The organism is Singulisphaera photorubra, assembly GCF_045290345.1.
Taxonomy (GTDB): Bacteria; Planctomycetota; Planctomycetia; order Isosphaerales; family Isosphaeraceae; genus Singulisphaera.
The window spans coordinates 2,316,693-2,329,039 of sequence record NZ_CP155447.1 but is presented as its reverse complement, the minus strand read 5'-3'; the positions used below and the strand labels follow the sequence as shown (position 1 = coordinate 2,329,039).

Sequence of the window (12,347 nt, the reverse complement as noted above, 5' to 3'; positions counted from 1 at the left end):
TCCCCAACTTCCAAGTGGGAATCCATCCGGCTGAACCAGCCCCACCGCGAATCAGGACTTGCCCAGAGAACCTGCTTCGCGTTGGGAAGCGGAGTTCGCAAACGCACGGGCCAGTTCGGCGGCCTCGGCGGCGATCCGGTTTTCAAAGGTGAATCCGAGGGGAGCGTAGTGTTCCTGAATCTGTTCGAGGCCCTTCTTGACCATGACAATGTCGGCCCCGTGGCAGAGGAACGTCGCTCCCAGATCCATCAGCATCTTGGTGTGTTCGGGCGTGCCGGTGACGGTCCCCCACCACTTGCCCGCGCTCCGAGCGGCGTCGGCGGTGCGGCGAATCGCATCGCCGATGATCGGATGGTCGAACTGGTAAGGGATCCCGGACAGCACGCTCAGGTCGCCCGGCCCGAGCATCAGCACATCCACCCCTGGCACGCGTGCGATCGCCTCGGCCTGATCCAGGGCCTGAAGCGATTCGAGTTGAACGATGATCAAGGTGTGTTCATTGGCCGCTTGGAGGTAAGGCGGCATCGGCATCCCGCAATATGGGGCATCGCCGTTGGCGCCATCCACTCCCCGTTCCCCTTGTGGCGCGAATTTGGCCCAGCGGACCACCTCGGCCGCTTCCTCCGCCGACTCGCAACGGGGATACATGATGCCCTGGGCACCGGCTTCGAGCAGCCGGGCCATTCGCATATATTCCCCCTTGGCCGGCCGTGCGATGATGTCGGACACTCCCACCCGCGCGGCACGCATCAGGTTCGAGGCCGTCTCATCGCTGGTCGCATGATGCTCCAGGTCGAGCCAGATGCCGTCGAAGCCGAGCAAGCTCGTCAGTTCATAGACGCTGGGGTCGATGAAGTGGCAGCAAGTGATGAGCGCGGGCTCGCCTCGCCGCAGTTTGGCTTTGACTCGACTGAACCGCATGAAATCGCATCCTTCCTAAAGATTCAAAGAACCGCAAACACTTGAAATCAAATAAATCCGTTGATCACAGATTCCTGAGCGTCTCCAAAGGTTCTGGACAGGAGAGACGCAGTCTCGAATCGGATCAAGATGCCCGCCCCTCGTCGTCCAGGGGAAACGATTGATTCAATGACTGCGACACCTCCCAGGCGTGCTGTCGGTAGCGTTCCTGCCAGAGTTTCGCGTCTTCAGGCGAGTAATCGTAGAAGCCGCGCCCATTCTGAATCCCCCGCGCCCCGGCATCGGCCAGCGTGCGCAACGAGGGTGAGAGTTCGTCGGCCTTGCTCAGCGTCGGGAGGACCGGTTCCATCGCACGGGCGTATAGTTCCGGGCCACCGCTAATATCGATCCAGCGGAGCGGCCCGCAGATCGAGGCCCAGAGTCCGAGCGCATTGCGCATCGAGCGGTCGATCGTTTCCGCGTCGGCCACCCCGGAGTCGAGCAGGTGCAGGGCTTCGCGATACATGGCATAGCCGATCCGGTTGACGATGAAGCCCGGCACATCCTTCTGACAGAGCGAAGGTTCCTTGCCGATCCGCCGCGCCAGCGCGGCCGTCGCCTGAAAAACAGACTCCGAGGTCAATTCGCCGCGAATTACTTCCATGAAGCGAGTGAGATGCGCAGGCTGCGCCCAGTGCATCCCGACGAACCGAGCGGGATGGGTTCGCCCCTGTTGCAACCGGGTGATCGGAATCGCGGAGGTGTTGCTCGCGATGATCACCCGAGGATCGACCACCGCCTCAAGGAGGTCGAACACTTGCTCCTTGGTCATGGCCTCTTCGGTCACGCTCTCAACCACGAATGAGCAGGCCTGCAAGTTCTCGAAGTTCACCGCGGGTAGATAGCGTGACGACCAGGCCTGGCGGAGGTCGGGATCGAAGCCGGCACGAGCGACGAGTTCCTCGATCGCCTGCTCGATCCCTTGACGGGCCGCGGCGTGCTGTTCGTCCGTTCGATCCACCGCCACGACCGTGAAGCCATGCGCGACGAAACAGGCCGCAATGCCTTGCCCTAAAAGGCCCAGCCCGACTACCCCAACGCGTTCGGCATCCATGTCCTGATTCTCCGCGGGTCCAGGCCGCGATCATCCCCTTGCGGTTGGCTCGTCAGCCACGAGGATGCCAGGGACCGACGAAGGGCATCCTACGTTGTACGAACCTTTGAAACAACCGGACGGCTTCACAAATCCCCAAAATCATCCGAGAGATCGCAAGTACTCTGTGATCCAACCTGCCATAGCTCAAGTACCTACCAAAGCCTCGCCATCACACGCGACTGCCGGCAACAACTAGGCGAGCGGGGAGAGTCTGCCCCCTGACTTCCGTGAGTGAGAGGAGGACGGAACGCGAGGACGACGAAGACATGGCCATAGACGTAGGGCGAGCCGGCCGGGCCGGGCGTCGGGTGATAAGATGTCATCGAGGGTCGGCTCCGCTCGGGATGTCAGGCAGTGTGGTAACCGCCATCGTCCCGGTCGGGCCAGCCCTCGTCCATCCCGCTCGGCTGGCGGAGGGGGCTCGGGTGTCGAGGTCTTCGGAAGACGTGTGGCGAGTCGTGCTCGACGGCTCGGGATGGCCCGCTCTCTGGTGCGCCGCGGCGTTGGGCGACCGCGACGCCGTCGGCCGCGAGTTGGCGGCCAGAGCCGATCCGAATGTTGTCGGCGATCAGGGCACTACGCCACTGCATGTGGCGGCCCAGAACGGCCATCAGGACGTGGTCGAGTTGTTACTCGATGCCGGGGCTGACGCGAACCAGGCGGACCCCCACGGCAACGGTCCGCTTTGGACCGCGGTGCATCAAGCGTGTCTCGCCCGTCGGACGGAAGGCAACCTCGCCATCGTGACCATGTTACTCGCGGGCGGGGCCGACCCGGACCATAAGAACCGTTACGGCCGCAGCCCTCGGGAAAGTGCCTCACTCAGGGACCAGGTCGTGGCGAAGTTGTTCGGGCATGGCGACCCGAAGAACTGACGGCGTGGCGATGGCCGCGAGTAAGGTTGGGTCCGCCGTGCCACTCCGAATTAATTAATTTCCAGAAAGTACAGTTTCGTGGGGAGCCGGGTGGAATCGCCAAGTGAGAGGCTTGGCGGCTCACTCGCCCCCCCGGTCGAACGGCCCCGGGGGGCGGAACCGGCAGTCGACCGGAAGTTCTCAGGACGGGCGAGAGGGACCGTCTAATCGCCTGCGTTCAAGAGCAGACCCGAAGCCGACTCGGCGTCCAGGACAGGCGGCGAGGGTTGAGCCGGTGCCCCTTCCGAGTGGGACGTCCCTCGGGCTGGTAACCACCGGTCTCGCAACCGCAGGGATGGAACCTCGACGAGTTTAGCCATGATGATGCCGGCAAGGATCGATCCGACGAGGTAGACTGAGACCTCGACCGCGAAGCCCAGCTTCCTCGCCACCAATCGTTCCAGGGCGGGCATGCCCCAAACAAGGACCGGCATGTGCCAGAGGTAGATCGAGTAAGAATAGGCGCCGATCATGCCGAGGGTGACGGTGACCCGATTCCTTGGCAGCTCGCAGAGCAAGACACCGGCGAGGATCGCCCCACCGCCGAGATAAAACAGGGTAAGCCCAGCGGTGAAGATGAACGGGGTCTTCTCGAGCTGAAAGAGGAATGCCGGCAATAGGGCGGCAATGCCACCCGCGATGAGCCAGCGGCGTCGCGGGCCCAGAGTTTCCACGAACCAGTCGTTGTGGAAGTGGTAGAGGTAGGCGATGAGCACGCCAAACAGCAGCGAGTCGAGACGGAGGTGGGTGGGGAAGAGGTTGCCTAAGTAAGAGAAGCTGTGGGTTGAATAATAAAGATAAGTTCGTAGCGAAAGCAAGGCCAGGGCTGTCAGAGCGACGACGCCGAAAAGTGGCTTGAATGGGTCAACTCGGCCCCGGCCAAGCCAGACCAGGCCGGCTAGCAGGGCGGGGAGCACCAGGTAAAAATGCTCCTCGACGGCGAGCGACCAGGTATGGTTCCAGCGCCCTTCCAGGTAGTTTTGCAGGAAACACAACTCGACGACATACTGCCACCGGGCAAGATTCCCACGGATTATGTCCACCAGCGCGGTGACCCCGATGAGGACCAGGAACGGGGGATAGATCTTCCAGCCCCGGCGGAAGTAGAAGCGGCCAACGGACAACTTACCCCTTTTGCGATAATCCGCGAATAAGAGCCCTGAGACCAGGAACCCGCTCAGGACGAAGAACAGGTCCACCCCCACCCAGCCCCCGCGCATCCAGACCGCGAAGACTAACCACACCGGGGTCGGTACTTGGGACCGGTCGAAAGTCATGTGTCGTCCGAGGACGAGAAAGATCGCGACCACCCGGAGTATGTCAAGGCCGAGGACCCGTGCCCCCGTGAATTTAAGCTTGGTTGCGCTGGTCATCGCCTGAGAACTCCGATCGCGTCGAATAATCTACCGAGCATCAATTACCCTCGTCCGCATCATATTTGGATGGTATTCTAGCCGCAATCAATCACGGATTCCACGTGAGTCTGAAGTCGCCATAAATTGACAATAGCGAATCGCTGGCCCCACTGTAATCGTCCAGGCCACCCGTCGATCCTGTCAAATATGGCCGAATTCCAGCACATTCCCGCCCGACTGATAGGGACTCGCGCGTCCCCCCGCGCAGGGCTCAAGGAGGGCTCACAGAGCTCAAACCAAGCACTCAACACACAGCTCAAGCCAAAAACTCGGTGATTTCAATTGACTTGTTAGTCGGCGAGGACTCAAGTCAGGCACTCAAGATGGGTTGTCCACCGTGATGCGGAAAATCCCCATGGTAATGATCTGACGGATTCACTAAGTCTCCCGTCTTACCGTCTCGAAGGTGCCTGTTCAGGTCCCCTACGGAGCATCCCGTGCCGAATGACAAGCACCCGTTCGACGTCGCTGCCGAACGGCTCGAAGCTCTCGCCGACAAACCAGTCGCAGGGCAGGACGCTTCACCTGACTACTGGGAACTCCGTTCCGCAACCGACGAGTCCGTCGGCGACTATCCTCAGGCGCTGCTGTGCGAACCGCACGACTGGGACGAATCCGAAGGACTCGGCCCCGACGGATTCCCGGCGGTCCCCATTCCAGAGCAACAACTGCAACCGACGGCCCGCTGGACGGACGTGTTATCGTCGAGCCTCTGGTCCGAGGGACATCTGCTTAACCAAACAGCTCTGGCCGTGTTCAAACAGTGCAACCTGGGCGATTTTCGCGAATACCCGGCGATCGTCAGCGACCATACGGGTTCCGCACGCCCGCTGACATATCTCCACGTCCGGAACGAGATCCCGCCGACAGCGATCGATTTCGAGCGATCCGAGTTCTACCTCGCCGAAATGCTCGGTCTTCCGAGAGGTCCGGTCGCCATCGACTCTTTCGAAGATTGGTTGGAGAAGCAGCGGAGGGCGTCCGCGGGAAAGCTGGACGGCTGCGAGCGATTCAGCAGGATCGCGTATAAGCGGCTGTTCTTCCGACGGGGCCATGGGCCCTTGGTCGATCTTTTCAGGCTCGCCCGACTGGGGATCACGGTTTACGTCTCCGCGCGTCTGAAAAACGCCATCGTGAGTTCCGGTATCAGCGGACTGGAGATCAAGCCTAACAAGAGATTGTTCGCTGATCGTTGAGCCAATGCCCGAGCCCGTCAGCCGCGACCTCTGGTTCTCGCTCCGCCACCGAGGGGGCGAGTCGAGTCGCCAGGCACTTCAAGTGGTTCATCTGGGAGAGATAGGCAGGACTGAGCCTGGGTCGCATTCCCGATGGACTCTCCAGGGCCCCTGCCCTACTTATTCTTGGGTGCCTGGCTATGAACACCCCTAACGCCGATTCAAGCTAATCGGGAATGATTTCCTCATAGCCATCAAAGCTCGGCAGAGTCGGTCGGAACTGTGCCCCACTTCCCCACGGCGGGCACCTTCGGCCCAAATTTGCCGGGGCGGTCGGCGACGACGCGGCGGCTGAACCAGTCGAGGGTAAGCACGACGGCGATCGGGCCGGCGGCCACGCAGCCGAGGAATCCCAGGAACGGGCTGAGATCATTGCCTCGGTGCTCGCCCGGACGTATAGACACAGCGGCGAGCCACACACACATGGGCACGAGTACGACATAGGCGAAACCAGCGACCAGCATCCCCAACAGGAGGGTACGCGCTCGATTGATCCCCGCTCCCACCCAGACCCGCATGCCGGATCGGCACGCCTTGACCAGGCCAGCGGCAGTCAACGCCGCCGACGTCGTCGCGCCGGCGAGCCAGAGCACCAATGCCGCGAGGAACGTTGAGGGGACGTCTGGCCTCCCCCCTGCTTTGACGTGGGCAATGATGATGAGAAACATCAGCGTGAAGGCGGCCATCCCGAGCTTCAATGCCCCCCAAGCCCAGGTGAACAGCAAGCAAATCCGGCCCCCTGCCTTATCGGGGATCGACCTCGCGATTCGTCGGCTGGCGCGGAAATCCGGCGCAGCGACCGCCAGGCAAACGGTCACAACCGACAAGACCGGGGTCAATAACCACGCCAAGGCGACCAGAACAGCAGTCGCCAGACCGTACTGACACCGGACAACGAATCCAGCGTCTTGCCCCGGCGCCGGAGTGGGGTCAGGGAAAAGCTCCCAGACGGGATCGCCAACCAGGCGGTCATCGGCTTCGATCATCGAAGGCTCAGCCCTCCGGCCGTTCGGCTTACCAAAGCCGAGTGGATCGCTAGCCCCCCCGAACGGCTTTCCAGCATAACGGAGCCGACGGTCCGATAGAATGGAGCTTGCGTCTCGAAGGTGCCTGGTCAGGTCCTTCGCAAGGGATTGGCCTGAACCGCCGTGAGGCCTACGCCTATGGGGATCGAACCGCAAGCCCTGAGATTCCAGGCTCCGAAGTGAGGACATGGTGAGCAGGTTCCGAATCAGCTATGCTCTCGTGATGGTTTCAGCGAAGCGAACACCGTCGCGATGATGCGGAGGTAAACCATGCGTATCCGTTGGGCTGTCGGGATCGCCGAGACCGGATTGGTAATTACGCTGCTGGTGATGCCAGCCCTGGCCCAAGATCGCGAAGCGCCCAAGGGGGAGAAGTACGCACTGTTGATCGGTGTGCGGCGGTACGATCCCAACCAGCTGCGATCCCTCCTCTACAGCGAGTCCGACGTCGTCGACCTGGCCGCGCCCCTCAAGGCTCAGGGATACAAGCCCACCAACGTCGTCGCCAGCCGCTCGTAATCTTGCGCCAACCGGCAGAAACGTGCCGCCCAGGCGAACGGGGGAGAGATAGGCAGGATTTCGCCTGGGTTGCATTCGCGAAGGACTGCCCAGGAGCCCTGTCCTACTCATCTCTTAAGGTGCCGGGCTCCTAGCACCGTTTCGTGATGACTTGAGCATGTTATATATTTTCCCAATTGTTTTCGCTACCGTAATTCTTGCTGCCGTTGCGCGGTGGATCCGTCCCGTCCGTCCGATCACCGCGTTCTTCCTCGCGCTGCTCACCGGGGCCTGGATCTGGGCGAATCTTCGGAATTCCGGCTGGCAGGAAGTGTGGGGCGAGGTCACTCCTGAGGGGTTGGCCCCAGTCACAAAGGCCATGTTCTGGCGCGGGTGGCCTGTCGCCCCCTGCATACTCTGCGTGATTCACGGCCTCAGATTCCGTCCCGGCGGCCACGAAGGAGTGGCGTTGCTCTTCGACGGGCTCGTTCTTTTCCTCGTCCTCTCTCTTGCGGGACTTGCGTGTGAACGAGGTTCTCACCTCCGAGACGGGCTTACGCGGGCTGCGAACTCCTTGTACCGCCGAGAGAGCTCTCGGGAAGAATGAACCAGCACACGACCACCACGGCCGTTGCTCGATGGTGCTCACTTCCGCTGTGCGGCTTCGAGCACCGATTTCGCGGACACGTTGGACCCGATTCCCCAATCCTCCCACAGGACGCGGATGGCGTTGGGCGAGCTCATGGGAACGAAGCGTTTGATCTTCCGAGTAAGCTTCCCGTTCGCGTCGAAGTGGAACGTGGCCCAGGTCTGCTCCCAGGACTCACCTGCCGGGCCATGCAGCGGTACGACGAGGTATAGGTAGGGCCGCTCGACCCATTTGCCGGACTCGAAAGACGTCAGCGAATAGGCCGCCGAGAGAAGGCTCCAGTCGGGACGCGGCAAGTCGAGCAGCCCCTCCGCCGGGATGCTTCGTCCAAACAAATCGCACTTCACGAGCAGGGTTTGCGGCTTGCCGCCCTCGGAATCGGCGTAAGCGATTCGCAAGGGGCCGAGGGGCTTGGGAGTCGCGTAGACTTTCTCCACTTTCACAAGCGGTGCGATCATATCTTCGTGGGCCCCCACGCGCGAGACCATGAGGAGGAACGCGATTAGTGTCGCGGCGATACGCATCGCTTTCAAACCATGAATCATCATACTCGTCTCCTCGCATTTGATCCCTTCGCCCGACCCGCTTCGTCGACGGTCTTGATGGACGCCACGTATCGGAGGGCATGCGCCATCTCATGAGCGGCGATGCTCTTCTCCTCGTCCTGGTCCTGGTGCTTGGCGAACCACATGCTGGAAAGGATGATCGTCCTGCTCTGCGTCTCGCCCTCCGAATCTTGTCACCGCGACACTAGAGCGATGCCGCAAGCAGCCAGGGCGGCGACGACCGAGGCAGCAAGTTTGGGCCGCAAGGTTGCATCCCTGAGAATGAGGGACCCGCTGCCGCCATCCGAGGTATTCGGTACGGACTGGCAGATCTCCCTGATTCGCAGGATTCGCGGTCGTATCGGCTCGTCGATACCTTCGCCGCCTAATGCTCACGGGCAGTCGGTGACCATGCCCCTGAATAGGATAAACCAGAAGACATGAGTAAGCGACCAAGACTCGCGGACAGATTTGCAGTTTTGCCATATTCCCATGGCCACTGACACGTTCCTGACACCGTCTTCGGACGTTAAGCGACCTCAAATCCCGATGATGCACGCCTCACCGGTTCTACGGTTCAAAACACGTCGAACAGAGCTGAGGGGTCGCGGGCAGGAGAGACGTTCCACGGGGCCAACGCGCCGCGTGGAACACCCAACAACAAACACCATAACCACTCATGCAAAAGCGAAACATATCCCTGCCGGATGCGCCAATAGTCTGTTTGTCGAGCTCCCAACGAACTTCGGAATCCGTTAGTGTGTGGGGTCCCCCAACACTCGCACTTGGTCTTGCGGCTCGGTGGGCTTCTTTTCAATACCGAGGTAAGACACTTTCTCCAGCGCGAGCACCTTCGGATCGAGGGTGAAGCTCGTATGCCAGACTGAGATGCCTTTCTGGATGCGCCCCTCGGAGCTTTCATTGCCTTGCTTGAACGGATAGCGATTACCCTCCGCATCGAAGGCGACAACTTGAAGTCCGGGAAAGTCTGACGAAGGCTCTCCTGGTGTGAAAGGCTCTCCCTGTGAGGCATGGACGATCAAGATCCGCAAGCTCCCGCTGGTAGGGTCCACGGTCGGGTCAGCCACGGTGTAGCTAACTTTGCTATGTATACAAAACCCTCCCATGGAGTCGGCCCCAAAAGACGTTGGTCTCACCAACCATACACAGCCGGGGGCATTGGCAAAGTGCGGCTGCTTTCCAGAAGCGACACGTGTTGTTTTAGTTGTCCCTTGAGGTCGGCGCGGCTCCTTGGCAGTCGGGGAAGTCGCGTTGCTCTTCCCCGGCAACCCTGGCTTCCCCACTCCGGAGGACGGCCTCTTTTCCGGAGGTTGCAACGGATCGTCGCCTGGAGCGGCCGAGTTTACGCTACCCGGGCCAGTCGCCCTCCCCTGGGGCGACTGGGCCAGCACTCCCGCCCCGGTCGCGACCGCCCCCGCGACCAAGCCCACCATCGCCAGCGTTTTCAGCTTCGTCAGAAACATGGCTCTGAGCACTCCTTCGGCGAGAACAGTGACCGAGGCGGAAATGATCGCCCCGGAAGTCGAGGGACTCGTCGCGAATCTCGTCGCGGCCTGAATCGTAGCCTCGGCCAGGGCCAAGGGCAGGACCGTGGCTTTGGCCTCGGCCGCCAGCGTGGCGCTGATCACGCCGGCCGACGAAGCCAGGCCTCGCCGAGCCAGCCTCACTCGCAGCCGTCGCCGCGCCTCGGCGAGCCGGCTCATGACCGTGCCGGGCGGACAGCCGAGCCGCCCGGCGGCTTCCACGTAAGTCATGCCTTCGAGGTCGCAGAGCGCGGCCACTCCCCGGAATCGCTCCGGCAGCCGCCCCAATTCCTCATGGATGACCCGGCCAAGATCGTCCGGCGGCTTGTCCACATACGTGGTCACGGCCCTCTCGGCATACCCTCGTTCGTGCCTCCGCCGTCGCGCCGCGGCCGAGCGACAGCCGCTCGCAACGCGATGGGCGACCCCGTGGAGATACGGCCCCAACGTATCGCGGCAGTAGATGGAACCGGCCTTCCTGGCGAGAACCAGGAAGGTCGCCTGAAAGGCGTCGGACGCGTCGTGCGAGTCGAGGATCTTGCTACAGACCCGCATCACCATCGGGCCGTGTCGCTCGACCAGGGCCGCGAACGCGAACTCGGCCGCCTCCCCGCGACGGGCGCTGAATCGCTCCAGGAGCTCACGATCGGATTGGCCCGCGACCGTTCCCACGCTGAAAAGGCCACGGAGGGATCGGTGTATTTCCGTGTTTCGAGCGTCCGCCACAACTTTGCACTCCGCTGGATCCTCGGTTCCAGAGAGTAATCTAACGGGCCGCCCGGTTTATTCGGAAATCATCAAAAAAAAACTCGCCTGGCTCATGTCCTCTCTTCTTATGCGACGGTCCGTCGTTGCCGTTGTTCGGAGAGTCAGGTCAAGTCGCCAGGCACTTCAAGTGGTTCGCCTGGGAGAGATGGGCAGGATTGGGCCTGGGTCGCATTCCCAATGGACTCCCCAGGAACCCTGTCGCACTCATCCACGACTTGAGTGCCTGGCTCCTCACGCTCTCGTCAGTTCGATGCGGGCGTCAGAGTGCCGAAAAGGCCATTCTCCTCATGATTGATGCCGGCGGTGAAATACAGGGTGTTGGGATTCCCCACATTCGTGCCGAACTTCAATCCCCAAAGGCCATCAATGGTAATCGGCTTCCTCGAAGAGGCGAGGAGTTGACCGTCGAAGTGATACCCTCCCGGAACCGGCCGGTACGCGTTGATACGACCATCGCCGAAATCGCCGATGAGCAAGTCGTTACTGAATCGTCCGAATCCAGCCGGGGCCAGGGCGACCCCCCACGGCGAATTGAGCGCGCCCCGGGTGGCGACACGACGGAGCAGAGCGCCGTTGGGATCGTAGACATCGACGAAGCCGTGGCCCCGCCCCGGCGCATCATCGACCTTCTCGTCATCCTGCAAGGCATAGGTCACGACCAGATTCCCTCCAATGTTCGCGATCCCAAAGGGAGCGTACCCCGCCGGGATACGGCTGTCGGTGAACGCGCCCGGGGAGAGCGAGACGGGGCTGAAGTTCTGATCGAACACGTCGACCGTGCCCTTGGAGAAGTTGGTGGCGTAGAGGCGGCTGGCAACAGCCGTACCGACGGCCGTATTAGCCAGGGCCAGCCCCTTGTAGACAGCGCCCGAGCCCGAGTTGTCCACCTTCACGACGGCACTCGTACCCGCGTTCCACGCGGCGATCGTGCCGTCCTCGGTGGCGAAGATGAACAAGGCCCGGGTGCCAGGGCCATTGACCAGGAAAGCCGTCGCTTGGGTATTGTCATTGAAAACGATCCCCGTGGGGGCCGAAGGCGCCGTGCCTGTCATCGGCGGCGGGATCGTGACGACGAGTGGTTGCGGGGTGCCGGACGCGTTATAGAGCGTGGAAACGCCCGTTTGGTTGTCGGAGACCCAGAACGGGGTGGTCGAGCCCGACGCAATCCCCCAGGGGTTTTTCAGGTTGGGGTCAGTGATCGGGGCCATCCCCTGGATATCCGAGACGAGATTGGTTTGCCTGTAGATCAGGGCAATCGGGGGATGGCCGTGGGCGGAACGGCCGTGGGCGGAATGCCCGTGAACGGCTGCGATGTGAAGCAGTCCCTTCGACATCAGCGATCGATCCTCCAGAGACTCGACCAGGGGACGCGAGACGGACATCCTCCTCAATCGCCCTCGCGCGGTCGTGACATCGTTCTGCGATCCCAGGTCACGTTGGGAACGCGAATTCGGGAAGCAGCGTAGACGCAGATTCTGGAACCACATGGGAGAGGCCCCGAGATGGGTGTGACGAGTCAAGACGCAAAAGAACTTGCGACGGGTTGACCTGACACGTGTCGTCGCCTCGCGGGCGGGCCCATCGGCGGCGACGCGGACAGCCGATCTCGATGATCGGGATGACCGCAAAGGGGGGGGAGTTGGACAAAAGAATCCTGGCTTACAACCCGATCTAGCCGCCATGCCTCCGGTGAGTCAC

General features: G+C 61.7%; 10 protein-coding genes. 3 read left to right on the top strand and 7 right to left on the bottom strand.

The features are described from left to right. Positions 1-51: 51 nt before the first annotated feature. Positions 52-921 (bottom strand): HpcH/HpaI aldolase family protein, encoded by an 870-nt coding sequence (locus V5E97_RS09000; protein ID WP_406698990.1) that lies wholly within the window; start codon positions 919-921, stop codon positions 52-54. Positions 922-1,045: 124 nt separating this feature from the next. Then, entirely contained in the window at positions 1,046-2,014 is a 969-nt protein-coding gene (locus V5E97_RS08995) for a 3-hydroxyacyl-CoA dehydrogenase family protein (RefSeq protein WP_406698989.1), read from the bottom strand. Between the two features lie 467 nt (positions 2,015-2,481). Between V5E97_RS08995 and V5E97_RS08990 the strand changes: the two genes are divergently transcribed. Next, positions 2,482-2,931 carry an ankyrin repeat domain-containing protein gene (locus V5E97_RS08990; protein ID WP_406698988.1) on the top strand — a complete coding sequence of 150 codons (450 nt, stop codon included), beginning with the start codon at positions 2,482-2,484 and terminating at the stop codon, positions 2,929-2,931. Between the two features lie 203 nt (positions 2,932-3,134). Here V5E97_RS08990 and V5E97_RS08985 read toward each other — a convergent pair whose 3' ends face one another. Then, the gene (locus tag V5E97_RS08985) at positions 3,135-4,343 is read right to left on the bottom strand and encodes an acyltransferase family protein (protein WP_406698987.1); all 1,209 of its coding nucleotides are present in this window, start codon (positions 4,341-4,343) and stop codon (positions 3,135-3,137) included. A gap of 479 nt (positions 4,344-4,822) precedes the next feature. On the opposite strand from V5E97_RS08985, the gene V5E97_RS08980 reads away from it, so the two are divergent. Next, positions 4,823-5,581 carry a hypothetical protein gene (locus V5E97_RS08980; RefSeq protein ID WP_406698986.1) on the top strand — a complete coding sequence of 253 codons (759 nt, stop codon included), beginning with the start codon at positions 4,823-4,825 and terminating at the stop codon, positions 5,579-5,581. A 233-nt stretch (positions 5,582-5,814) separates the two neighbouring features. Here V5E97_RS08980 and V5E97_RS08975 read toward each other — a convergent pair whose 3' ends face one another. After that, positions 5,815-6,606: a hypothetical protein gene (locus V5E97_RS08975; protein ID WP_406698985.1), complete on the bottom strand. Its 792-nt coding sequence runs from the start codon at positions 6,604-6,606 to the stop codon at positions 5,815-5,817. A gap of 309 nt (positions 6,607-6,915) precedes the next feature. On the opposite strand from V5E97_RS08975, the gene V5E97_RS08970 reads away from it, so the two are divergent. Beyond that, positions 6,916-7,164, top strand: coding sequence for a hypothetical protein (locus V5E97_RS08970; RefSeq protein ID WP_406698984.1), 249 nt, complete (start codon positions 6,916-6,918; stop codon positions 7,162-7,164). A 624-nt stretch (positions 7,165-7,788) separates the two neighbouring features. Here the strand turns inward: V5E97_RS08970 and V5E97_RS08965 are convergent. The 3 genes from V5E97_RS08965 to V5E97_RS08955 all read right to left on the bottom strand — a co-directional run bounded on the left by V5E97_RS08965 (position 7,789) and on the right by V5E97_RS08955 (position 12,031). Beyond that, entirely contained in the window at positions 7,789-8,340 is a 552-nt protein-coding gene (locus tag V5E97_RS08965; protein WP_406698983.1) for a hypothetical protein, read from the bottom strand. Between the two features lie 752 nt (positions 8,341-9,092). Next, positions 9,093-10,607, bottom strand: coding sequence for an RNA polymerase sigma factor (locus V5E97_RS08960; RefSeq protein ID WP_406698982.1), 1,515 nt, complete (start codon positions 10,605-10,607; stop codon positions 9,093-9,095). 284 nt (positions 10,608-10,891) lie between these two features. Continuing rightward, positions 10,892-12,031, bottom strand: coding sequence for a TIGR03118 family protein (locus V5E97_RS08955; RefSeq protein ID WP_406698981.1), 1,140 nt, complete (start codon positions 12,029-12,031; stop codon positions 10,892-10,894). Between the last annotated feature and the right edge of the window lie 316 nt (positions 12,032-12,347).